The organism is Halorubrum sp. SP9, assembly GCF_005435015.1.
GTDB lineage: Archaea > Halobacteriota > Halobacteria > Halobacteriales > Haloferacaceae > Halorubrum > Halorubrum sodomense.
The window spans coordinates 185,891-208,200 of record NZ_SGXU01000002.1 but is presented as its reverse complement, the minus strand read 5'-3'; the positions used below and the strand labels follow the sequence as shown (position 1 = coordinate 208,200).

Sequence of the window (22,310 nt, the reverse complement as noted above, 5' to 3'; positions counted from 1 at the left end):
GTGGGTCCGCTTTCCCGTGAAAACGGGTCACACGACTCTTCTCGAATACGATGGGTTTAAACGACGTTAGGCTGAAAATCACCTCAATGGTAACCGTCTACGACGTGCCGGCCGACGGCCTCATCGAGGCCGTCGCCGCGCGACTCGAGGACCGGATCGACGAGCCCGATTGGGTCGAGTTCACCAAGAGCGGCGCCGGCAAGGAACTCCCGCCGGAGCAGGACGACTTCTGGTACGTCCGCTCGGCGAGCCTCCTGCGGAAGGTCGCTCAGAACGAGCCGGTCGGCATCGAGCGGCTCGCGACCGAGTACGGCTCGAAGAAGCGCGGATCGAACCGCTACTCCGTCCGCCCCGGCGAACACGAGGGGGGCTCCCGCAAGCTCATCCGCTCGGCGCTTCAGGCGCTCGAAGAGGAGGGGCTCGTCACGACCGCCTCCGGCGAGGGGCGTCGCGTCTCCGACGAGGGCGAGGCGTTCCTCTCGGAGGTCGCGACCGAGGTCTTCGAAGACCTCGACCGGCCGGAACTCGAGCGCTACGCGTAGACCGTTTCTTCTGTTCGTTTTCGTCGAAGTTCGATAGCCTCGGCACCGCCCAGCGCCGCCGAGACGCCCGATTCGTGACGTTTCGTCGTTTTCCCCCGTCGCTCAGTGGTCTCCGCCGATCGTTCAGATTATACCGTTTTCCGCTATATAGAATTGGCCCGGCACCGCACCCTGCCCGTTCGTGCGAACGCCGTGCCGTCGGTTCGCGCGATCGGTGAGCGAGAGGTGAGGCTACCGCGTCGGACGTCGACGAAGCGAAAAGGGGATCGCGGGCGGTGTCCGCTCGGTTCGACCGGCGCGGTCGCGCTATCCGGTGTTCTTCATCCCGGCGGCGATGCCGTTGACGGTGAGCCGCAGGGTGCGTTCCTCCTCGTCGGTGCGGTGAGTGCGCCCGAGCAGGTTCGCTTGGAGCAGGTTCAGCGGGTCGACGTAGGGGTTCCGGCGGTCGAGGCTCTCTTCGAGCCACTCGCGGCGGAGCAGCTGGTCGCGGCCGCTGATATCCAAGACCAGCTCGCGCCCGCGCTCGTACTCGTCGACGAGCTCGGGGAAGAAGCGCTCGCGGAGGTCCTCGTCGGCCAGGTCGGCGTACTCGGCGGCGATCTCCGGCTCGGTGCGCGCGAGCGCCAGCGAGGCGTTGTCGAGGGTGGTCCGGAAGAACGGCCACTCGTCGAACATCTCGCGGAGGGTCTCCATTCCAGCCTCCTCGCCGACCTCGTCGAGGTACGCGTCGATGCCGGAGGCGACCGCGTACCAGCCGGGGAGAATGAGCCGGGTCTGGGTCCACGAGAACACCCACGGGATCGCCCGTAGGTCCTCGACGCTACGCTCGCCCGACCGCGAGGCGGGCCGCGAGCCGAGGTTGAGGTCCTCGACGACGCTGATCGGCGTCGCCTGCTCGAAGTAGGAGACGAACCCGTCGGTGTCCAGGAGACTGCGATACGTCTCCCGCGCGGCGGGCGCCATGATCTCCATCGCCTCCACCCAGCGGTCGGGCACGTCCTCGACCGGCTCCTCGTTCGCCTCCTTCCGGGCGCGGATCTGCGCGTCGAGCATCTGTTCGAGCTCGCGCTCGGCGATGCGGGGGTTGGCGTACTTCTCGGCGATCGCCTCGCCCTGTTCGGTGAACTTCACCTGCCCGGTGACCGTCTCGTTCGGGAGCGCGAGCAGCGCCTCGTTCATCGGGCCGCCGCCGCGCGAGATGGAGCCGCCGCGGCCGTGGAACAGCCGGAGTGTGACCTCCTCCTCGCGGCAGAACCGCGCGATCCGGCGCTGGTTCTCGTAGAGGTCCCAGTTCGCGGCGAGGAACCCGTTCTCCTTGTTGGAGTCGGAGTAGCCGAGCATGACCTCCTGAACCTCGCCGCGGGCCTCGAGCGCGGCCGCGTACGCCTCGTTCTCGAAGAGCGTGCCGAGGATGCGCTCGGCGCCGTTGAGCGCCGACTCGGTCTCGAGCAGGGGGACCACGTCGACCGCGCAGTGATCGGGCAAGGAGACGACGCCGACCTGGTCGGCCAGGAAGAGCACCTCGAGCACGTGGCTGGGCTCTTCGGTCATCGAGATACAGTAGGTGTCTATCGCCTGCTGGCCGTACTCCTCTTGCCACTCCGCGAACGACGCGAACCGCCGGAGGACGCGCTCGGTCGTCTCCGAGACGTCGCCGGGTTCGTCGAGGTCGACGACCGGATCCTCCTGAAGGATCGCCTCGGTGAGGAAGTCGACGCGCTCGGACTCGTCCATCTCGCGGTAGTCGACGCCCTCGACGCCGACCGCCTCCGCGACGGCCTCGGTGTGGTTCTCGCGGTGGTCGCGCAGGTCGAGCGACGCCAGGGTGAGACCGAACGTGTCCACCTGCCGGCGGAACGGCTCGATCGACGACTCCAGCACCGACCCCTGGCCGTCCTCGCGCAGCGACTCGGCGATGACGTCGAGGTCGTCGAGGAAGGCGTCGCCGTCGGGGTACTCGCCCGGCCGCACGTCGTTGACGCGGTCGAGCCGCTCGCGCATCAGGCGGAGCTTCTGGCGGTACGGCTCGTCGGGGTAGCGCTCGCGCGCCTCCTCGACGACCGCCGGGAACCGCTCGGCGTCGGCCGCGAGGGACCGCGCCAGCGCGTCGCCCTTCGCGTACCGGTCGCCGTCCTGGCTCAGGACGGCCGAGAGCCGCTTACACCGCTCCCGGTACTTCTCGACGGCGACCTCGCGCTGGCGTTCGAGCGTCTCGTCTGTCACCTCGGGGGTGACGAACGGGTTGCCGTCGCGGTCGGAGCCCGCCCACGAGCGGAACTCGAAGAGCTTCGGGCAGTCGACGTCGTCGTACTCCTTCGAGATGGTCTCCTCGAACTCCTCGTAGGCGTCTCCGACCACGTCGAACAGCGTGTTCTCGAGGTACCACTGAACGTTTCGCGCCTCGTCTTCCGGCTCGGGCGATCGCTGGCGGACCTGTCGGGTGCCCCACAGGCTGGTCACCTCGGCGGTGACGTCTCGCCAGACGGCGCGCCGCTCCCGGTCGGTGAGGTTGCGCTCGTCGAGCTCCTCCAAGTGGTTCGCGATGGAGCGGAGCTTGGACTTCACCGTCGAGCGACGGGCCTCGGTCGGGTGGGCGGTGAACGTCGGCTCGATGAGTACGTCGGCGAGCAGCTCCTCCAGCTCGGCGGCGTCGACGCCTTCCTCGGCGAACTCGGCGATCGTCGCGTCGAACGAGTCGTGGAGGGCGCTCCCGTCGTCGGCGTTTCGGACCGCGCGGACCCGCTCGCGCTCCTCGGCGAGGTTGATAAGCTCGAAGTAGGTCGTGAACGCCCGCGCGACCACCTCCTCGCGGGTCGTCGACAGGCCGTCGACGACTTCGTGGAGGGCGTCGCGGTTCGACGCGTCTCCCCGTCGGTAGTCGATCGCCGCGTTTCGGAGCGTCTCGACGGTCTCGTACGCCTCGGTCGAGGCCTGCGCGGCGAGGACGTCTCCCACCAGCGCCCCGAGTTCCCGAACGTCCGTCCGCACGTCCCGATTGTGCAACTTCATACCACACATACTGCGGTCGGGATCGGTTAAAACCGCCGTCTGAACGAATGTTTGCCTCGGTTCCGAGTCAATACATACACGAACGTTCCTGTTCGACCGCCGCCGGAACCGATGCGTCCGCGCCGCGGTGAACCACCGACCCGCAGCGAGCCGTCGCGGAGAGCCGATTCTCGCGGCGGTGGAGGGTTCGTCACCCTTTTTACCGGTCCTCCCCGAGAGCGGGGTATGAGCGCGTCCGACAAGTATCCGTCAGAGTCCGGACGGCGACGCTTCGTGAAGGGCGTCGTCGGCGGCGCGGCCCTCGCAGGGGTCGGTGCGATGGGGTCGGCGACCGTGAACACCCTGACGACCGCCGGCGGCGTCGGCGGCGGGTCGACTATCGCGAAGACCATCGAGCACACTGGCGGTCCGGCCCCCCGAGGACTCCCGCAGGTACCGGTCCGCGTCACCGACGACGGGTACATTCAGGGGATCTGGCCCGAGACGAAGACTATCACTCAGGAGGGACAGGAGATCGAGGTCGCCCAACAGCAGCTCGGCGGGGTGACCTACTCCGGCGCGTGGTACCAGTACTGCGGCGTCGAGTCACAGGAGAATATCCAGCCGAACTTCGAGTCGGATAACCTGTTCCGTTCCGCGAGCGCCCCGCCGTACGACTGGCAGTCGGAGACGTACTCCGGCGGCGACCGGATCCACGTCGACGACTTCGCCAACTACACCGAGTGGGGCAACGGGATCGGCAGCGAGGGCGTCGGTAAGCCGGCGGAGGTCACGTGGCGCTCCGAGGACGCCGAGACCAACCTCAACGTGATCGTCATCCGCTCGCCGCAGATCGAGGAGGCGGCCCAGAACAACGAGTGGCTCCAGGCGTCGACCGATCAGGGGTTCATGGCGTACCTCAACGTCTGTACGCACTTCTGTTGCATCCCGGGCTACAAGGTGTTAGAGGAGTCCGCCCGCTACGGCGCCGCCGACGGGACGTACTGCGTCTGCCACCAGTCGACCTACAACCCGTTCACCATCGAAGAGGCGCTGTTCATCGCACGACCCCGGCCCGAAGAGTAACGACTGTTGCCCGGTTTCCCGTCTCGGGGTTCCCCTTCCGCCGCCGCGCTTTTCACGCCGCTCGCCCGAGACGACGGTATGAGCGACGACCCCGCTTCCGACGACTCCGCCGGAGACGACCCCGCCGGAGACGACTTCCAGACGGAACTCTCCCGCGCCCGTGACCTCCTCGACGGCGACGGCGTCGACGCGGTCCACGTCGGCGTCGTCCGCGACGGCGAGGTCGACACCACGTTCGCCCAGCGCACCGACGGCGACGATCCGGACGGTGCCGGGCTTCGCGCGCTCGCGCTGCTCGCCGCGCACGTCAGGCTGGTCGCGAGCGAGGCCGGCGTCGACCCCTCCACCGTCGCCGGCGACGCCGCGACGCTCGCCGGACAGGTGGAACAGATCCCGGCGAACACCGACCAGATACCCGACGAGTAGCGGAGGCGGTTCGCGTCGGCGCGAGCGCTACTTCCGACCGCCGGCTTCCGTCGTGCGGATCCGGCGGAGCTGGTGGGTCACGCCCGCCAGCGCGACGAGCAGGACGGCGAGGTTGAACACCGCCAGCGCGACGGACTGGTAAGCCGGGTCGAACCAGGTGCGGATCGCGTTTCCGGACTGGCTGTAGAACCCCCAGCCGGCGACGACCGCGAGCAGCGACAGCGCGGCCAGTCCGACGCGGTCGAGCAGCCCGCGGAGGTCGTCCGTCGAGAGGCGGTCGAGCCCCGACTCGTCGGCCGGTTCCGTCGCCTCGTTCGTGTCGGTGCGGTCGGAGTCGGTTCCCGTGCGGTCGGAGTCGGTTCCCGTGCGGTCGGAGTCGGTCCCTATGCGGTCGGAGTCGGTCCCTATGCGGTCGGAGTCGGTTCCCGTGCGGTCGGTCGCGTCGGTGTCGTCGGTCATGGACTGTGGTGGGTCGGCGTTCGGATCGCGGTCGCCGGCCGTGCCGGCAGTGCGGTCGTCGGTGGCGCGTTCGTCCGTCTCGAACCGGTCGGTAGTGTCGTCCGCGGGCGGTTCGTCCGTCATCGTCGCCCCCGTGCGGTCAGCGCCGCGACGACGAGCGCGACGAGCGCGACGAGGGGGCCGAAGCCGGGCGTCGAGTCGCCGCTGGTGCCCCTGTCCTGCGGAGCGCCGGCGTCGTCGCCGGCGCCGGCGCCGTCGCTCCCCTGTTCGAAGTCCTCGACGGAGAACTCCACGTCGCGGACGGTCCGGTTCGCGGTGATGGTCTCTCGCGGATTCAGGTTCGCGACGCCCTGCGTCTCGTCGACGAGCACGTCGTCGTCGAACAGCGCGGCGTCGACGTAGTAGTTGTACCCGCTAGGGACCTCGACGGTCGCCGTCACGGTGTCGGTGCGGCCGGGACGAACGGTGCCGACCGTCTCCGTCGCCTCCGCGGCGATCACGTTTGACTCCGCCTGCCGGAGGTAGAGGCGGAGGCCGACGTCGTCAGAGGGCTCGTCGCCGCGGTTCGTCACCGAGACGGAGACCGACAGGGTCGCCGTCCGGTTGTCGGCCTCGACGACGCTCACCGCGACCGTCGGCCAGACGGTCCCGTCGGTGAAACCGACCTGCGTGTCCGCGTAGTCGGGAGTGAGCGCCGCGACGCCGGCGATACGGGTTGTCCGCTGCTCGCGGCGCCGCCCGTCCGCGAAGACCACCGTCTCGATGCGGTAGCCCCCCTCGCGCTCGACGGTCACGGTGCCGTTGACGGTGCGTTCGCCCTCGAAGTCGACGTCGCCCACCTCGACGGTCGTCTCGTCGACGAGGAGGCCGGACTCGGCTCCGATCGCCCGGTGGCGGACGGTGACGTTCTCGACCGTCCCACCGCGGTGGCGGAGGTCGGTGCCGAGCCTGAGTTCGGCGGTCTCGCCGCCAACCTCGCCGGGCGCGACGGTCGTGCCGGCGATGTCTATCTGACCGGGCGGTTCGTCCCGTTCTCGGGGGTCGGTGAGGGCGTCCGGCGCGGCGACGGCGCCGACCGCGCCCGCGACGAGGAGGGCGACCGCGGCCGTCAGGAGGGCCGTGCGGGTGTCCATGTCCGACCCGTCACAACCCCGATATAAGTGCTTTGTCCGGCTCCGGGTCCGAACGGGACAGAACCGGATCAGAGGGCCCGATACCGCCCGTTCGACTCGGTGACTTCCCCTCGGCGCGCGAGGCGAGTCAGAATCTCTCGGGCCGCGTCGGCGGGGACGCCGGCGGCCGCGGCGCGTTCCACCACGGCCGACTCGGTGGGATCGTCGACCGCGTCGACCGCGTCGCGGACGATCTCGGTGCGACTCCGCGAGTCGCCCCCGCCGCCCTCGGCCCGGTCCCCGGCCTCGTCGACCGCGTCGGCGTCGACGCCCGCGGACTCGAGGTACTCCCGGTCGTCGATGCCGGCGTCCTCGACCGCGGCTTCGAGGTCGGCGACGTGGTCGACCTCGGCGAAGGCGGCGCTGTCGCCGCGCTTCTTCGCGAGGAGCGCCGACCGAGCCTCCTGCGCGGCCGCGCGGTCCTCGGACTCGAAGAAGCGCTTGAGCTTCGCCGTCCGGTGGGTCTTGCCGCACCGTGAGCACTGCGCCGTCTCGCTCGTCTCCGGGTCCGTGACCAGCCACATGTTGGCGCACTCGTTGCAGCCGACGACCGCGTACATACGAGGGGATTCGCCGGCCCCGAATGTGAACCCTCGGTCCCAGAATACGACGCCGTCGTCGACCACACCATCACTGCCGTGGCGCGTGCCTCCGAGTGGCCGCCGAAGGCGGCCGCGAGGAGCACGCGCGAGGGAGTCAGTCGCCGGAGCAAGGCGACGGCGACTGACGAGGCTGGGGAGGCGTGAGGTGCGGGGCGGTGCGGGGCGGGATTCAAAGGGGCAGCCGCGAGGGCGAAGACGGGCGACGTAAGGACCGCAGGAGCGAGCGAAGCGAGCGACGAGGACCGCAGCGAGCCCATCGAGCCCTCGCGGCTGGGGCTTTGGAGGCAGTGTCGCCGAGAGGCCCGGCTGAGTGTCGCCGAGCGGCTGGGGCTTTGGAGGCAGTTGTCTCCGAGCGATCGTTGGCCTCGTCTCACCGACCGACGACCCAGTGTCGACTGGCGACAGCCACAGGGCCCCCGTATCAGTCCGATTCGATCTCGTTCGCGGCTGCCAGCACCTCGTCGTGGAGGGCGCCGTTCGAGGCGACCAGCCCTTTCGAGTCGTGGCGCCACCGGTTCCCCTCCAAGTCCGTCACGCGCCCGCCGGCCCGCCGAACCACGAAGACCCCCGCAACCGTGTCCCAGGGGTTCGCGCGGAGGTTCGTGATCGTCCCCTCCAACCCGCCCGCGGCGACGGTCGGCAGCACCACCTGCGCGGCGCCGAGCCGGCGCATGTCCCCGAAGCGGGCCACGATCGCCTCGCAGGCGCGAGCGTACTCGTCGCGGGCGTCGTACGCCCACCAGATCGTCGGGTCGACGGCCGCGTCGCGGGGCTCGCTCGCGTCGCTCACCGCGATCGGGTCGCCGTTGCGGTACGCGCCCGTGGCGTCGGCGGTGTAGGTGTCGCCGAGCGCGGGCGCGACGATGGCGGCCGCGACCGGCTCGCCGTCGACGACGGCCGCGACCGCGGTGGCCCAGATCCGGACGTCGCGGACGTAGTTGTTCGTCCCGTCGATGGGGTCGATCACCCACGCGGCGCCGTCGTCGGGCACGGTCTTGCGCTCGTCCTCCTCCTCGCCGACGACCGCGTCGTCCGGGTACGACTCGCGGATTTTCTCGATGACGGTGCGCTGGGCGGCGCGGTCGGCCTCCGTCACCACGTCGTCCTCGCCCTTCGTCTCCACGTCGATGTCGCTGCGGAACCCCTCGTTCGCGACCGCGGCGCCGGCCCGCGCCGCGCGCTCCGCGACCGCGGCGCGCTCGGCGACGTCGTCCGCGCGGTCCGCGACGGGGGGCACGTCATCGGCGTCGCGCTCGTCTGCGTCGGTCATGGCGCCAGTCCACCGCCCGGCGGCGTATAAACGTCGATTCGGCGCGGGGAGCGCGTCGAAATTAACTCGATTTCGAATCCGAGTAGTTTTAAGTGGGTCGACCCCGGTGGATCGGGTATGGAACCCGAAGAAGCGGTCCGCCAGCTCGAGTACACCATCGACGTCTCGCTCGACGAAATCGGTCAGCGCGCCGCCGCGGTCTACCGGCCCACCTTCGAGCGCGTGGCCGAGCGCGCGGACGGGACCGCGGTGTACGACCTCGCGGGCGAGCTCTCACAGGAGGTCGTCGACGGCTCCCGTCCCTCCCCGGCGGAGGCGAACGCGGTCGCCGAGCGCGTGCTCGACGACTGGGCGTACACCGACGGCGGGGAGTAGTAACAGACTGTCATACAGTTCCCCTACGGTCCGACCATCAGACACCCGTCGAACGGCCAATTATTAACCGCCGAGCGAACTGCGAGCGTATCTGCGATTCCACCGTCAAGTTACTACCCTGCCGAAGACGGCAGCGGTTCCCGCAATCAGTAGGTGCGGCGTCTACGTACTCCCTCGCGCTCGTGATCTCTGGTCGTATTCTGTCGGTTCCGAGGCGTTTCCGACCACTCCGCACGCCACAGCCCGCTGATATCTACCTGCTCCCTCACAGACGGAATTACGACCTCGATACGGTTCGGAAACGCGCTCAGTACGCTCTGGGGCCCGCGTGTCGACTACGTGGTCCGCGTGAGTCAGCTACCCCTCCGGGAACTGATCGAGAAGTCGCCGTGACGGTCGTCGCCGCCCGGCAACTGGTATTGATTCGCCGCAGTCGCTGCGAACGTACTCACTCCCTATTCGGGGTCGGACGTGGTCGATCAGTCTTCGTCAAGGCTCTCTGACCGTTGGGCTTTCAACTGCCTTACTTCTCGCTCCACGTCGAGGTCCGAAAGCTCGTCGAGACTCACCGTCACCGTCTGTGACGCCCTCTCACCGCTATCACGGTTCGTTCCCTGTTCGTTCCCTGTTCGGTCTCGGCGACCGGGTGCGTCCGACGGCTCGGTAAGCAGGACATCAATCTGCCGAACTAACACGTACGCCGTTACTGCCGTCCCCGCTGAGACGGACGCGTAAACGGCTAACAACGCCTCTACGCCGAACCGAGACTCCAGAACCGGGCCGGCCAGCCACGCGAACACGCACACTCCCACCAAGAGACCGGTCGAGAAAGGGACGGCTCTGCTCATGCCCCGGCTTGGATGTCTATGGATAAACACTTTTGCTCGCGTCCGCGCTCCGCCGGCCCGCATTCCCCGACGAGTCCGAAATGGCTCCGTCGTACCCACCGGTGGCCGGTAGCAGACACTCTCGTTTCCGTGGCACATCGGCGAGCGAGAGACCGTATCAGGCGGCCCGAGCGACGTCGCCGGGATGGTCCGTCTCGAATATCCGCGCTCCACACTCCTGACAGGAGACGGCGACGATATCCATCGACCGGCAGCAAGACTCGACGGTATCCTCCTCCATCATGACGGCCCCGGCACATTCGGGACACTCCTCGAGGAACAGCCGCAGAGCGTACAGGAGCTGGCTCTGTTGCCGGAGACCGAGCGTTTGCCACCCGTCGAGCCGATCCCCCAGCTCCGTCGCAGCCGCCACGTCCGCGAGGAACGCCCCCCGAGATTCCCATTGTCCGACCTGCGTCTCGTCGGCGTACGCCACGAACGCCTCGCCGAACTCCTCGAAGCGTAGGATATCGGCCTCCACACCGAGAATATCCGCTAACTCGGCGCGCGAAGTCTCCGCCGACCGAACGGACTCCAACCGATCGCTCCATGCGGTCCGGAACTCGTCGGTCAGACAGAGGTCGTCCACGTCCTCACACGGTTCCACCGCCTCCGCACGCAGCAAGACGGTCTCCACGTCGAGGTCCTCGTCAGCGGAGACCGCGCCCCTAGGTTGCGGATCCTTGTCAAACCACCGCAGTAGCCAGTCGGGGAAATACCGCTTCGTGAGCGTCGGCGTTCCGGGGACGAGATACCCCCGAAGAGCGATGCTCACGGCCGACAGTCCGAGTACGATACCTCCGACGACCGTTCCGACTACCGCCCCCGCGCTCGTCCCGACCGCGCCCCCAATCACTGCGGCGGCGACGACACCGATAGCGCTGTTCACGATCGTACACGGAACGCACCGCTGTTCGCCCGTGTACTCGGGCTGTCGGACCCGGCTCACTACGTCGCCAATGCTCATAGTCGGAACAAATCGTGTCTACAGATTAAATGTTTATGATGGATTACACGACCTCGACGGACACGAATTGCCGTCCGAGACGATTTCAACCCGTCTCACGACGAGAAGTGACCCGGCATCCACGGGATCGCATCGCGCCGGCTGAGACGGGTCGGCCTGGTCGCCTTTACGACGCCGACCAGAGCGGCACGGTCGAAGCCGTCCAGCGACGAGCGTCGGGGTCCGACTGGGAGTCATCCCTCGAAGGCGAACGGCGACGGACGCGTTCGCCCGTGCCGTCTTCACCGGACGACGCGCGAAGATACCCGGTACTGCCCTCGTACGTGAGATACTCGGACGTCTCTCCGACTCGTTCCAGTAATTTTAATCCGCTCGTTACGTTATGGTCGCCGTGTTCGGTGCCTTTCACCCCCGTCTGCCCCGCGAGCCACCGGGTCGCCCGGCGACGTCGGTCCCGCTCATCGTCGATGATAATTATCACCGATAGAAATTCGCACGAAACGGTTTTACTCTTGACCGCTGAATTCGGGTTTAAGGCACCAACGAGGCCGCTACTGAGTAAATTAGCATACCCATGACGGTTAACTCACAATCGGAATCACAAACCATGTTACAGGAGCATAACCAGCGAGGACCGCAGGACGCAGCGAAGCATCTGGGTCTGGGGTTCATGTATCACGACGAACGGGAACGGGAGCTGGCGATAGAAGCGTTCGCGGTCGCCGACGCATTTCAGTTCAAACACCTCGACGAGGAAGCCGTGCGCGAGGCGAGCGAAGCGTACGTCGACGCCTTATGGGAGAAGGACCGCATCGAGTCGGCGTGTACCGTCGACGGAGAGTTCGATCTGCCCGCCCTCGACGACGCCGACTGGTCGCCCGTCCGGGAGGCCTTCGGGCGGCGGGCCTCGGTCGTCGGCATGGACCCGAAATACGCCGAGCTGTCCACGGTCGCGTGGCGGCGCCACAAGGTCGGCGGCGACTACTGGACCCCGATGAAGCAGGCACAGGTGTACGAGCTCCGGGCGGCGCTTCAGGACCCCGAGTACCCCCACAAGCCGCGGGGCGGTCAGTCAGGTCACGGGCCGGAGGCGGCGCAGTACGCGCTCGGCGTCGAGCTACACGACACGCGACGGTTCGACGAGATGACCGACGTGATGGTACCGTACTTCGAGCGGATCGCTCGACGACACCAGCGGCACAACGACGAGGAGTGGGACGTTTCGGGGACGCTCGGTCAGTAGGCGACTCGAACGCGCCGCGCACTCAACCGCTCCGAGACGCATCTGAGCGATAGCAGACGGCGAGCGGACTACCGTACGCCGCACCGATGTCCGTCACCGGGGCAACGCTGGCCCGCCGCGAGGTGGCTCGATCAGTCTTCAGACGCGAATTTCTGGAGGTAGAACCACCGCAGCGTCCACAGCTGGTAGGAGATGGAGATAACGAACGCGAACAGGAACACGGTCGCAAACAGCAGCGATTCGACCTCGGCGAAGAACGCGATGTCCGTGTCAGCCGCCACCACGGTGATGAGCCCGAGTACACCGAGGCTCCGGTAATACGTATCCCAAGTGATGCCCAGCGGCGTGACGACGTTCATGTACACGTCGACCTCCCGGGCGGTCTCGCGGAGGGTGACGACCTTCTCGTCCCTGTCGAAGTCGACGAACCCGAGTTCTTCGAGCTTCGGCAGGTGGGTTTGACTCAGCGTGTTGTAGACGCTCTGCCGGCAGTCTCGGGGCGGCGGCGACTCGCCCACCTCGCGTTCGGCGATGTGGTCGGACAGCTCGCGGACCTCGACCGGTCTCAGTCGCTGCTTGAGATACTCGAGCGCCAGTCGCCGCCGGTCGTTTCGGAGGACGTCGTGAATCTCCTTCGTGTCGGTGCGGTCCCGCCGTAGTTGCTGCGTAAACATGTGTGACAGTCCACCCCGATCCGTTGTTTGCTGTGTCTGATACAAACAGCGTAAACATGGTTCATATAGTTTTTCAAATATCAGAAATTCAATAGTAACGTGAGAGCAAAACACGCGATGGCAGTTAGTCTCCCAGCTACGGGGCCCCCGGTACTAGTACCGAAAAGACCACCTCAATCGGTCGTTATCGTATTTCAATCCTCGCCTAACGGATCACAGGACCAAGTTGACGGATTACAGAGTGATATTGATCCAAAATCCATCATAATTCTTAAACTTTAATAGCGGGTTGAAACCGCTGAACAGTATGTTCAACAAAACTGAGGTGTTTATAACTTTAAGTTGGGGTGTCAATGGGCTGCGTACGTTCGGCCCGCCCGTGACGGGTGGAAGCCGGACACCAAACCCATGTCAAACGACAGCAAATACAGCCTCTCCCGGCGGAAGGCGCTCCTCGGACTCGGCACGGTCGGTATCGCCGGCGCCGGCGCTGGAGTCGGGACGAGCGCACTGTTCAGCGATACCGAATCGTTCGAAGACAACACGATCACAGCGGGAACGCAGAACCTGATCGTAAACGCGGAAATCGTCGACGCTACGACCTTCGAAGGGAATGCTGGTTCGGTCAGCATCGAAAACACTACCGTGGACGGAGCAGAACCGGCAGTGGGAATTACTGTCGAGGACATCAAGCCCGGTGACAGCTTCGTCATCGCCGTTGACCCTGTGGTGACTGGGAACCCAGGCTACCTCGCTCTCACGGGTGACGTGACTGAAAACGCGGACAACGTCAATACTGAGCCCGAAGCTAGTGCGGACGGCAACATCACTAACTCAACTGCTACCCAGGGTACCCAGGGTGAACTCCTCAACTACCTCGAAATCACGTCTCTTGGGTACGAATCTGGTGATGCGAATAATGGGGCCCCAAGTAGTTCTGTCTCGATCACAGATGACGACGGATTCCCGGGTGACTTCCCCAACAGCACCGGTAACTCGATCCTGTTGGCCGACCTCCTGAGCGGACTGCTCTACCGGGGACGGGACGGAGGCACTCCTGCCGGCCACGGTGCTGCTGGTGACTCTGCTACGCGAGTCGGCGGTGACACCAGTCAAGCTAACGTCGATACGAATCGCGTGACCCATCTCGTCGAATTCACACTACCGGTTAGTGTTGGAAACGTCGTTCAGGGGGACAGTCTCACTTTCGACCTCACTTGGAGCCTCGAGCAGGTGCGGAACAACTCCGAACCCGCGAACGCCTCTGAGGTCGACGGTAGCGCGAACTAAGATACTCGAACCAACCGAAGCAGTTCCCGACCCATACGGTGTCCGGGGTCGCCTCGTAGGCGGCCCGGTCCGCGGTGACGCCGCGTAACGGCGGTTCGACTCCGCCGGTGGGTCTTCCCCAGGAGGGGACGAACAATGTCAAGCGACAACAACTTAGAACTCTCGCGGCGCAAGATCCTCGCCGGTATGGGCGCGGTCGGTGCGGCCGGCGCCGGCGCGGGGATCGGGACGAGCGCCCTGTTCAACGATACGGAGAGCTTCGAGGACAACCAACTGACGGCGGGAAGCCTCGACCTCAAGATAGACTGGGAGGAACACTACTCCTTCCCACAGATCTACGACGACTTCGGTGACCCGACTGTCGAAGGCGGGACCGAACTCGACGTGATCAGAGAGGACCCGGCGGACGTTTCCGGGCTCAACGCAGACAACTACACCGGCCTGCCGATTCCGGAGTCGGACGCGGAGGGACGGGACCCGGTCGTTTGGGCGCGAAACAACGACGATCCGACGGGCACCGGTGAGTCCAGCCTCGAACTCTACTTCGCGAACACGGTCATCGAGGCCTTCCCGGACGACAACGCTACGGACCCCAAAGGGACGTTCACGACCGTCGACGAGGACGGGATCCGCGTCGAGTCTCCGTGTAACGCCCTCTCTGACGTTCCGGAACCGGGGCTGTTGACGTATAACGAGGACGGGGTCGCGGGCGGTAACTTCCAGAACCCCGGTCGGACGTTCAACGCCGACACCTACGACAGCGACGCCGAGGAGTACAACCCGCTCCTCAACCTCACCGACGTCAAGCCGGGCGACTTCGGGGAGTTCACCTTCAGTACGCACCTCTGCGACAACCCCGGGTACCTCTGGATGACGATGCCCGGTGGACTCACTGAGGCGGAGAACGGCGTCACGGAGGCCGAAGCGGAGTCGTCGAACGAAGACGGCACGGTGAGCGAGCCAGGTGGCGACCCCGAACTCGCCGAGAACGTCGAAACGACCCTGTGGTACGACAATAATTGTAACAACAGGATCGACGGTGCGGCGGAACCATTGGTCGTGCTGGCCGTCTTGGACACCTCCCAGTCTCAGCAATCTGTCCTCCAGGACATCCTCGATGCTGGAGCCCAGTACGTTGAGCGGTTGGCCGCCGACGCGGACGCCGAGGTTTACGCCGGCGTGATCACGCTTGACGACACGGGTGACGGCCGGGATGCAACGTTGCGGAGTCTGTCTACTCCCGACAGACCCCCGATCACTGAGGTCGAAGACTACGTCGACTCGAACGGGGACGCGAGGTTCGAACTTGGCGGAGATATCATTCCTGGTGAGGACGAGGTAGGTGGTAACTCGCCGCTTCCGCACGCGCTCGACGTCGCTCGCGAGTACCTCAACGACCAGGTCGCTAACGATCCTAACGGGGTTGGCCTACCGAGTGACCCAAACAAAGAGATCATACTGCTGTCGGATGGGGCGCCTAGCTACGGGACAGGTGGCGGCGGTTCGCAGGCGGGAACCGGCCGGGGCGCACTAATCGACCCCGATGACAACTTGGTACAAGATAGCAGCGGCGATAACATCGTTTCCGACTTCTTCGACGGAAGTGCGAACAACTCTGATATCAAATATCCCAACCCAGAAACAGATCCTTCCTTTGGGACGGCCCGAGCTGAGACAGTGCTTGTCGCACGAGACCTCGACGGTGAGACCTTCGCACCGGGTACTCCGCAAGAACAGACGCAAACCGCCAAAGTCGACAATCCTGATCAAGACGGAGACCCCGCTGACATCTCTGGAGACAACGGAATAACCGTTAAGGGGATCGTAAGCTATGATCCAAGCAATCTTGACCCTGACGCAGAAGACAGGGCAGAAAACACGCTCCAGGCGATCTCAACGGGGCAAGGTGCCGGGAACTTCTACAACCTCCCACAGAGCACTCCGGAAGACGTCGGAGACGACGTCTTCGCGGACACTAACGTCCAGACCGGCGGCGAGGAGATCATCTTCCGCGGGACGCTCGACGAGCTAGCAACCGAACTGGACCCAGCACAAGACGGTCCGGTCGCGCTCGACTTCGACCGCGTGACCGACGCGCAGGACCCGTATCCCGCGAGCAGCACCCACTGCTTCGGCCTAGCCTGGTGGGTGCCGGAGGACGTCGGAAACGAGATCCAGAGCGACTCGGCGAGCTTCGACCTCGGATTCGTCACCGAACAGGCGCGCAACAACGACGACCCTGGTCAGACGTTCGGATTCTGACAGGGATAGCATCGCACGCCAATCGTCCCCTCCCGCGCAGTTCGCCCACTCGGAGCACGGCGCCGTCGGCATCGACGGCCCGTGACGCGGCCGCGCCGCGGAACGGCGTCTCCGGCTCTGCCGGAGGCTCGTTGCGCAGGTTCGCTGCGGAACGGCGGTTCGACTCCGCCGGTGGGTTTCCCCTACACCAGGGGTGAACGAAGACAACACCATGTCGGAAGATAACATGAATCTATCGCGGCGGAAGATCCTAGGCGCGACAGCGGCCGTCGGTGTCGCCGGCGCGGGGGCGGGCGTCGGGACCAGCGCGCTGTTCAGCGACGAGGAGTCGTTCGATGATAACTCGATCACTGCGGGCGAGCTCGACCTGTACGTCGACTACAGGACATCGGTCGACCAGGGCGGGGTCGAAACCGGTGGCACGCCTGAAGACGGCTCACCAAACACTGGCACGATCCAGGGCGGGGTATCGGGCGAGTACCAGATCGCGGACGTTAAGCCCGGTGACAGCGGTGAACTGGAGTTCGACCCGAAGATCGTCGACAACAGCGGGTGGGTGTTCGTCGGCAGCGTCGACGGGGTGACGGACTACGAGAACGGGCGGACCGAACCGGAGGAAGATGTCGACAGTTCGGGCGGCGGCAACCTCGATAACGGGACGAATGACGGCCAAGGAGCCGGCGAACTCTCCGAGGCGATCCAGGTCACGGTGAAGTACATCGACCCGAACGGCGGGGAACGCGAACTCAACAACCCCACGGATTACACGCTCGCCGATCTGCTCAAGGAACTCGAAAGCGGCTTCCTCCTCGACGGAAAGCCGTTCTCCGCCGATCCACCCGGTACGCAGCCCTACCCGAGTTCGCCGGACCAGAGCGCACAGAACGGACCCGGCGTCGTTATCGAGTGGGAGGTGCCGACGAGCGTCGGGAACGAGATTCAGTCCGACGCGGTCGAGTTCGACATCACGTTCTCCGCGCTCCAGTCCCGGAACAACGGGGAACCGGAGAACCCGTTCGCCGATACGACGGTATTCCCGGGTGACGACATCGCGAATATCGTCAGTAACGCCAGCCAAGACGAGATAATCAGCGTCTTCGGTGGCGCTTTCGGAGACGGAAATCCGTACACAAATCCGCTCGACATTGACACTCAGGGGCTGACGCTGGCAAGAGCGAGCGCCGAGCGCCCGTTCATCAAGGCGCAGGTAGTCGCCAGCGCCAACGAGACTAGGCTGTCTGGTTTCAGAATCTCGCCGCCTCCAGCGGACAGTAATCCCACTGGTGAAGCAGTTAGAGTCAGCAATTCGTCCGACGACGTCGTTATTGCGAATAATATCGTCGAAGACTTCGAGCACGATACGAGTAGTGGCTTCAGCGAGGATCTCTCAGCGATCAACGTTTTCGGTGGCAACAGCGCCGATGCGGTCGAGAACGTGACCGTCTCGAACAACGTTGTCCGGCGCATTGACGGACCGAGCGGCTCTGGTTCCGTCGGGATCAGCATCCAAGGCAACGTCGATGGGGCCACAGTAAGAGACAACAACGTATCCGAGGTGGGAGAAGAGGAGTCCTCATACGCGTTCGGTGTGGTGATTCGTGGGACCGATAATCACAGTGTTGACCCGAAGAACGTCGACATCGTCAGTAACGACATTAGCTCGGTCCTCGCCAGTGACAGCACACCGTACTTGGGAGTTGGCTTCGGTGTCGAGGCCGACGGGACCGACTATCTGGCCCGCGGCAATACGATTAATAACGTCAATATTGGTGTTGAATTAAAAGGGGCCGCTACAGAGACGGTTCTAACTGGGAATAGCATCAGTAACATCGACAACAGCGTCAACAACACCAATAACCCGGGCGTCCCACCGCTGTATCTCGGGGACCAGACCGGAAACGCACCCCTCGCGACGTTTATCGCCGACAACTCATACGATGTTGGGGTGGAATCAGACGGGCCGTTCGGAGCATATCAGCAGGCGATCGTCCCGCAGTAGTGTACGCCTAACTAACGGCGGTAACCCACGCTGGCATTTCGCCGGTTCGATTCCGGCGGTGGGCATTCCCCACGGATGGGGAAGCGAGGGGAGAGACCATGTCAAACAATAACTTGGAACTATCGCGGCGGAAGATCCTGGGGAGCGTGGGAGCGGTCGGCGCGGCGGGAGCCGCGGCCGGGCTCGGGACGAGCGCGCTCTTCAGCGACGAGGAATCGTTCGAAGACAACTCGATCACCGCGGGCACGCTCGACATGACCGTCGACGCGCGCGTCCCCGACGGTGCGATCAACGACGAGTGGGCCGACGCTGTCGATTTCGACGAATACGACTCCGACTCTCACCCACACAGGTGTCCGGCGTCTCCGGCTCGGCCGGAGGATCCGACGGCGGTTCGACTCCGCCGGTGGGTCTCGGGAAACTGACCCGACGCATGACCAACTCGCACCGACCGCGCCGACACATGATAGAGGGCGCCGCCACTCGCGGATCTCCCCATAGGAGTCCCATCAGGGTGTACATCGACGACGGAACCCACCGAGCGACGATTCGAAACCTGACAGCCAAACAATTATTATACTGTGTGAGAGACACGCACGCGAAATGCGTCCGAGGCGACCCAGTGGACGTGTTCGACAGCCCCGAGTGGGCCTCGACCTGCGCGCACTCTGACGGCAGTGCGTCCCGGAGCGGCGGTGAGGTGACCAGTCGAACCCACGCAACCACAGCCGAACACGGACCGTAGATGACAGACCACAGCATCAACCGGCGGCGGCTGATCGGCATGCTCTCGGGTACCGGAATAGCCGCATTCGTCGGTCTCGGATATGCGGCCGGGGACCCGATCAGGTACACGTACGCGTCCTCGCACAGCTGTGACGAGTACACGCTTGACGCCGAATGGCGGGAGACGTACACCAGGAACGGGGAGACGACCCTGCTCGAGGACACGACGCCGGACGGAAGCGGAAGCGAGCCCGACGAGCCCGGGCTCATCCAGTTGGACAACGTACTCCCGGGCGACAGGGGGACGGTCAGTTTCAGTCTCACGGCGGATCGAACGAATCCCGACGCGAGCGACACGGTCTCGCCGACGCTCGGAATCGATCTCACCGACCGTGCCGAAAACGGTCTCACCGACCCCGAGGAAGCCGCGGGCGACACCACCGAAACGGTCGGCGAGCTCCAGGAGTACCTCCAGGTCACCGTCTGGAAGAACACGGGCATCTTGGGAATCGACGCGCTCGGGGCCGACGACCTCACTCAGCAGATCACGGAGCCGACGCTGTCCGAGGGGACGCTCGCCGACGTGGCTGCCGACCTGAGTGACGAGGAACTCGGAACTATCGACGCTACCGTGGACGACGATTCCGTGTCGGTGACGCTCCGATGGGAGTTCGCCAACGACGCGCACATCAACGAGGCGCAAACCGACTCCGTCACCTTCGCACTCGATATCGGTTGCGGGGGTGATAGCGCGTGAGCGCTCCGCACCCCGACCGGCGCTTCACCCCCGCGTCGTCTGACACCGGTCTATCATCCAGTAACTATATGTCAGTAGCAGATAAAGAATTGACACGTAACCGGACACGATGTCGCGGCTCCCAGGGGGGGTAACACATGCAACAGCCGGACCTGACCCGTCGACAGGTGCTCTCGGGCATCGCCGTGACCGGCGGGGCCGGGGCGCTCACCGGGAGAGGTACGGCTGCGATTTTCACCGACGAGGAGACGTTCACGAACAACGCCCTCACGGCGTCGACGAGTTCCGCGGGCGTGGTGGAATTAGATGTAACTGTCGATTCTTTGGATAGCGCCGACGGGCTCAACTGTACGATCAGCGTTCCCGATCTCACCAACAACAACCCGTCGTACATCTGGGTTCAGCCGGCGACCTGCCCCGAGCCGATCGACGAGGCCGAGCAGGTCGATGTCGAACTCCGGATCGATCGCGACGGCGGCGACAGTGTCGTCATCGTCGCCGGGACGCTAAAAAGCGTCATCAACGAGTTACGCGAGGACGAGGGAGCAGTACTCCGTTCTGTCAACGACGACCCACGGTGCTTCGAGCCGGGCGAGAGCGTGGATCTCGTGCTCGAAGTGATCTCGTCTGCGACCGACGCGGACTTCGACTTCGAACTGGAGTTCTACGCCGAGCAGTGTCGATACAACACCGGAACGAGCACGCCGTTTCCATCGCTGGGTTCCTGTGGCGGAACAACCACACAGACGGTTAATGCGATCAGCTGGATCGCATTTTGCTCGGAGAATAACGCCGATCTCGACCCAATTCCCGAAATAAATGCTACCGACGGCGACGAACCAACTTCGGTTGACTGGAAAACTGAGTCGGACGTAGACTATGTCACTGTCAAATCTGGACAGAACTTTACCGTATACAACTACAGCGACAGCAGCAGCACAACAGACGGCACAGTAATGTCTGGCAACGACGGAGGTGCGGATTATTATGATACCGACCCGCCCAACAACGTGTCGAGTACCCCGTGTAACTTAGTTGAGAAGGTTGACGGTAGTCCCTCAGATATTGAAACGTCGGTGAAACTGGACTGGGACGAAGAGAACAAAGAATTCATCAGTGAAAGCTAATGACCGACGAAAACACCTCATCCACGACCACGGACTCACCGTTCGCGGACGTCTCTTGGAGACGGATCGCGAACATCGTTGGGCTGATGATACTCGTTGCCATCGTCGTTCCGTTCGTCGTTTTCGCGGTTCCGCAAGTCGTCGGTGCGGACCAGAGCTACGTCGTCCTCTCGGGGAGCATGGAACCGGCGATGAGTCCCGGTGACGTCATCATCGTGAACAGCGTTCCGGCCGCGGCGATCGAGCGAAACGATGTCATCACCTTCGGGGGACAGGGAGGAGATACCCCGACGACCCACCGCGTGATCGAGGTGGTCGAACGGGACGGGACCACGGCGTTCCGAACGCAGGGCGATGCGAACGAAGACCCGGACGGGTCGCTCGTCACGCCGGACCAGCTCCAAGGGAAGGTGCTGTCGCCCGGCGGCTACCTCCTAGTCATTCCGCTCATCGGATACCTGATCAACTTCGCCAGCACACAATCCGGGTTCGTCCTGTTCGTTGCGCTCCCGGTCTCGTTGCTCGTTCTCAACGAGATTTGGAACGTCATTGCGTCGGCTCGTTCGAGCCCGGAAAGCGATGGCAACGCCGATGCCGAGGCGGCCGCGGACGCAGAGACCACGGGCACTGCGACAGCCGTCGAAGGGGAACCAGTTATCTCGGGCGATACGGCGGCGGCGGAAGCGACGACACAGCACAACGGTACCGCCGCGGCATCCGATGCTGACGATACGGGAATCAGCTTCACCGCTGCGGAGCTACAGCTCGGACTGGGAGTGAATGGTGCATTTTTGGCGTACAGCGTCTGGGTGGTGTACAGTATTTGGACCGCTTACGATACCGTCGAAACGTGGGCGCTCGGCGTCGTCGGCGCCGTTGGGGCGTCGTTCCTTCTGCTCAGTGGGCTGTACGTGTTCGGTGGTGACGGCGACGCGACTGACGGGGGAGATCGCGGCTCCGAGTCGCACCCGAACGCCGAGTCGGGTCAGCCCGTCATCTCTCCGAGCGAGACTGACGACACCCACACCGGAAGTGAATCCGTGTACTCGGAGAGTTCCGACGTTGAGGCCGGTTCCGAAGCGGCGGACGACGCTGTCTCTCGGCGAACCAACGGCGACGAACAAACGGCCACTCCGAAACGCGACCACGGAGACTCGGCTTCGGACGCCAATAGTTCGGGGGGTAAGAGCGATGCGTAAACGCGCCTTCATCTCGGTCGTTTTAGCGGTCTTTCTGGTGACCGCTGCGGCCTCAGGCGGCGTAACGGTCGGCGTTCTCTCCGACAGCGAGACGGTCTCGAGCACGCTGTCTGTCCAGAACTCTTCGGAAACGAACGGAACCACCGTGACATCGATTTCCAACACGCCAACCAGTAACACAACGACGAGCAATACGTCGGCCAGTAACACAACGACGAGCAATACGTCGGCCAGTAACACAACGACGAGCAATACGTCG

Annotated in this window: 21 protein-coding genes; 13 read left to right on the top strand and 8 right to left on the bottom strand. The window is 64.6% G+C overall.

Features of this window, described 5'->3' with window-relative positions; all coding sequences use genetic code 11:
• Positions 1-86: 86 nt before the first annotated feature.
• Complete coding sequence (locus tag EXE45_RS02800) at positions 87-542, top strand: 30S ribosomal protein S19e (protein ID WP_137693456.1); 456 nt, start codon at positions 87-89, stop codon at positions 540-542.
• A gap of 306 nt (positions 543-848) precedes the next feature.
• On the opposite strand, the gene ppc is transcribed toward EXE45_RS02800, so the two are convergent.
• Positions 849-3,551, bottom strand: a complete 2,703-nt coding sequence (gene ppc / locus EXE45_RS02795; protein WP_092919978.1) for a phosphoenolpyruvate carboxylase — start codon at positions 3,549-3,551, stop codon at positions 849-851.
• Positions 3,552-3,776: 225 nt separating this feature from the next.
• Between ppc and EXE45_RS02790 the strand changes: the two genes are divergently transcribed.
• A complete protein-coding gene (locus EXE45_RS02790) occupies positions 3,777-4,616 on the top strand; it encodes a cytochrome B (protein ID WP_092919979.1) in 840 nt (279 codons plus the stop codon).
• 78 nt (positions 4,617-4,694) lie between these two features.
• Positions 4,695-5,042, top strand: coding sequence for a hypothetical protein (locus EXE45_RS02785; RefSeq protein WP_092919980.1), 348 nt, complete (start codon positions 4,695-4,697; stop codon positions 5,040-5,042).
• A 27-nt stretch (positions 5,043-5,069) separates the two neighbouring features.
• On the opposite strand, the gene EXE45_RS02780 is transcribed toward EXE45_RS02785, so the two are convergent.
• The 4 genes from EXE45_RS02780 to EXE45_RS02765 all read right to left on the bottom strand — a co-directional run bounded on the left by EXE45_RS02780 (position 5,070) and on the right by EXE45_RS02765 (position 8,545).
• Positions 5,070-5,624: a hypothetical protein gene (locus EXE45_RS02780; RefSeq protein WP_092919981.1), complete on the bottom strand. Its 555-nt coding sequence runs from the start codon at positions 5,622-5,624 to the stop codon at positions 5,070-5,072.
• Positions 5,621-6,634, bottom strand: a complete 1,014-nt coding sequence (locus tag EXE45_RS02775; protein ID WP_092919982.1) for a PGF-CTERM sorting domain-containing protein — start codon at positions 6,632-6,634, stop codon at positions 5,621-5,623. The genes EXE45_RS02780 and EXE45_RS02775 overlap by 4 nt, the downstream gene beginning before the upstream one ends.
• Positions 6,635-6,702: 68 nt before the next feature.
• A complete protein-coding gene (locus EXE45_RS02770; RefSeq protein ID WP_137693455.1) occupies positions 6,703-7,233 on the bottom strand; it encodes a DUF5817 domain-containing protein in 531 nt (176 codons plus the stop codon).
• A gap of 463 nt (positions 7,234-7,696) precedes the next feature.
• Positions 7,697-8,545, bottom strand: a complete 849-nt coding sequence (locus EXE45_RS02765; protein ID WP_092919984.1) for an inositol monophosphatase — start codon at positions 8,543-8,545, stop codon at positions 7,697-7,699.
• 117 nt (positions 8,546-8,662) lie between these two features.
• On the opposite strand from EXE45_RS02765, the gene EXE45_RS02760 reads away from it, so the two are divergent.
• Entirely contained in the window at positions 8,663-8,920 is a 258-nt protein-coding gene (locus EXE45_RS02760; RefSeq protein ID WP_137693454.1) for a hypothetical protein, read from the top strand.
• Positions 8,921-9,399: 479 nt separating this feature from the next.
• Here the strand turns inward: EXE45_RS02760 and EXE45_RS02755 are convergent, their stop codons facing one another.
• The gene (locus EXE45_RS02755) at positions 9,400-9,768 is read right to left on the bottom strand and encodes a hypothetical protein (protein WP_137693453.1); all 369 of its coding nucleotides are present in this window, start codon (positions 9,766-9,768) and stop codon (positions 9,400-9,402) included.
• 157 nt (positions 9,769-9,925) lie between these two features.
• Positions 9,926-10,774, bottom strand: a complete 849-nt coding sequence (locus tag EXE45_RS02750; protein ID WP_137693452.1) for a hypothetical protein — start codon at positions 10,772-10,774, stop codon at positions 9,926-9,928.
• 670 nt (positions 10,775-11,444) lie between these two features.
• Here EXE45_RS02750 and EXE45_RS02745 point away from each other — a divergent pair.
• Complete coding sequence (locus EXE45_RS02745; RefSeq protein WP_137693451.1) at positions 11,445-12,017, top strand: hypothetical protein; 573 nt, start codon at positions 11,445-11,447, stop codon at positions 12,015-12,017.
• Between the two features lie 131 nt (positions 12,018-12,148).
• Here the strand turns inward: EXE45_RS02745 and EXE45_RS02740 are convergent, their stop codons facing one another.
• Entirely contained in the window at positions 12,149-12,691 is a 543-nt protein-coding gene (locus EXE45_RS02740; protein ID WP_137693450.1) for a hypothetical protein, read from the bottom strand.
• A gap of 408 nt (positions 12,692-13,099) precedes the next feature.
• On the opposite strand from EXE45_RS02740, the gene EXE45_RS02735 reads away from it, so the two are divergent.
• From EXE45_RS02735 to EXE45_RS20725, 8 genes are all read left to right on the top strand, one after another.
• Positions 13,100-13,981, top strand: a complete 882-nt coding sequence (locus EXE45_RS02735; protein WP_137693449.1) for a SipW-dependent-type signal peptide-containing protein — start codon at positions 13,100-13,102, stop codon at positions 13,979-13,981.
• Positions 13,982-14,116: 135 nt separating this feature from the next.
• Entirely contained in the window at positions 14,117-16,243 is a 2,127-nt protein-coding gene (locus EXE45_RS22010; protein ID WP_394347987.1) for a SipW-dependent-type signal peptide-containing protein, read from the top strand.
• A 211-nt stretch (positions 16,244-16,454) separates the two neighbouring features.
• The gene (locus tag EXE45_RS02725; protein WP_137693448.1) at positions 16,455-18,242 is read left to right on the top strand and encodes a SipW-dependent-type signal peptide-containing protein; all 1,788 of its coding nucleotides are present in this window, start codon (positions 16,455-16,457) and stop codon (positions 18,240-18,242) included.
• A 98-nt stretch (positions 18,243-18,340) separates the two neighbouring features.
• The gene (locus tag EXE45_RS02720; RefSeq protein WP_137693447.1) at positions 18,341-18,667 is read left to right on the top strand and encodes a SipW-dependent-type signal peptide-containing protein; all 327 of its coding nucleotides are present in this window, start codon (positions 18,341-18,343) and stop codon (positions 18,665-18,667) included.
• Between the two features lie 320 nt (positions 18,668-18,987).
• The gene (locus tag EXE45_RS02715; protein WP_137693446.1) at positions 18,988-19,725 is read left to right on the top strand and encodes a hypothetical protein; all 738 of its coding nucleotides are present in this window, start codon (positions 18,988-18,990) and stop codon (positions 19,723-19,725) included.
• Between the two features lie 137 nt (positions 19,726-19,862).
• Positions 19,863-20,852 (top strand): hypothetical protein, encoded by a 990-nt coding sequence (locus EXE45_RS02710; RefSeq protein ID WP_137693445.1) that lies wholly within the window; start codon positions 19,863-19,865, stop codon positions 20,850-20,852.
• Positions 20,852-22,051, top strand: coding sequence for a signal peptidase I (locus EXE45_RS02705; RefSeq protein ID WP_137693444.1), 1,200 nt, complete (start codon positions 20,852-20,854; stop codon positions 22,049-22,051). Before EXE45_RS02710 ends, EXE45_RS02705 begins: the two co-directional genes overlap by 1 nt.
• On the top strand, positions 22,044-22,310 hold a 267-nt coding region (locus EXE45_RS20725; protein ID WP_206750465.1), incomplete at its 3' end, for a hypothetical protein. The genes EXE45_RS02705 and EXE45_RS20725, both read left to right, overlap by 8 nt.

Excerpts from the sequence above, each read along its gene's own strand:
- EXE45_RS02800 (WP_137693456.1), top strand. The coding sequence starts at position 87 with ATGGTAACCGTCTACGACGTGCCGGCCGACGGCCTCATCGAGGCCGTC.
- ppc (WP_092919978.1), bottom strand. The coding sequence starts at position 3,551 with ATGAAGTTGCACAATCGGGACGTGCGGACGGACGTTCGGGAACTCGGG.
- EXE45_RS02790 (WP_092919979.1), top strand. The coding sequence starts at position 3,777 with ATGAGCGCGTCCGACAAGTATCCGTCAGAGTCCGGACGGCGACGCTTC.
- EXE45_RS02785 (WP_092919980.1), top strand. The coding sequence starts at position 4,695 with ATGAGCGACGACCCCGCTTCCGACGACTCCGCCGGAGACGACCCCGCC.
- EXE45_RS02780 (WP_092919981.1), bottom strand. The coding sequence starts at position 5,624 with ATGACGGACGAACCGCCCGCGGACGACACTACCGACCGGTTCGAGACG.
- EXE45_RS02775 (WP_092919982.1), bottom strand. The coding sequence starts at position 6,634 with ATGGACACCCGCACGGCCCTCCTGACGGCCGCGGTCGCCCTCCTCGTC.
- EXE45_RS02770 (WP_137693455.1), bottom strand. The coding sequence starts at position 7,233 with ATGTACGCGGTCGTCGGCTGCAACGAGTGCGCCAACATGTGGCTGGTC.
- EXE45_RS02765 (WP_092919984.1), bottom strand. The coding sequence starts at position 8,545 with ATGACCGACGCAGACGAGCGCGACGCCGATGACGTGCCCCCCGTCGCG.
- EXE45_RS02760 (WP_137693454.1), top strand. The coding sequence starts at position 8,663 with ATGGAACCCGAAGAAGCGGTCCGCCAGCTCGAGTACACCATCGACGTC.
- EXE45_RS02755 (WP_137693453.1), bottom strand. The coding sequence starts at position 9,768 with ATGAGCAGAGCCGTCCCTTTCTCGACCGGTCTCTTGGTGGGAGTGTGC.
- EXE45_RS02750 (WP_137693452.1), bottom strand. The coding sequence starts at position 10,774 with ATGAGCATTGGCGACGTAGTGAGCCGGGTCCGACAGCCCGAGTACACG.
- EXE45_RS02745 (WP_137693451.1), top strand. The coding sequence starts at position 11,445 with ATGTATCACGACGAACGGGAACGGGAGCTGGCGATAGAAGCGTTCGCG.
- EXE45_RS02740 (WP_137693450.1), bottom strand. The coding sequence starts at position 12,691 with ATGTTTACGCAGCAACTACGGCGGGACCGCACCGACACGAAGGAGATT.
- EXE45_RS02735 (WP_137693449.1), top strand. The coding sequence starts at position 13,100 with ATGTCAAACGACAGCAAATACAGCCTCTCCCGGCGGAAGGCGCTCCTC.
- EXE45_RS22010 (WP_394347987.1), top strand. The coding sequence starts at position 14,117 with ATGTCAAGCGACAACAACTTAGAACTCTCGCGGCGCAAGATCCTCGCC.
- EXE45_RS02725 (WP_137693448.1), top strand. The coding sequence starts at position 16,455 with ATGTCGGAAGATAACATGAATCTATCGCGGCGGAAGATCCTAGGCGCG.
- EXE45_RS02720 (WP_137693447.1), top strand. The coding sequence starts at position 18,341 with ATGTCAAACAATAACTTGGAACTATCGCGGCGGAAGATCCTGGGGAGC.
- EXE45_RS02715 (WP_137693446.1), top strand. The coding sequence starts at position 18,988 with ATGACAGACCACAGCATCAACCGGCGGCGGCTGATCGGCATGCTCTCG.
- EXE45_RS02710 (WP_137693445.1), top strand. The coding sequence starts at position 19,863 with ATGCAACAGCCGGACCTGACCCGTCGACAGGTGCTCTCGGGCATCGCC.
- EXE45_RS02705 (WP_137693444.1), top strand. The coding sequence starts at position 20,852 with ATGACCGACGAAAACACCTCATCCACGACCACGGACTCACCGTTCGCG.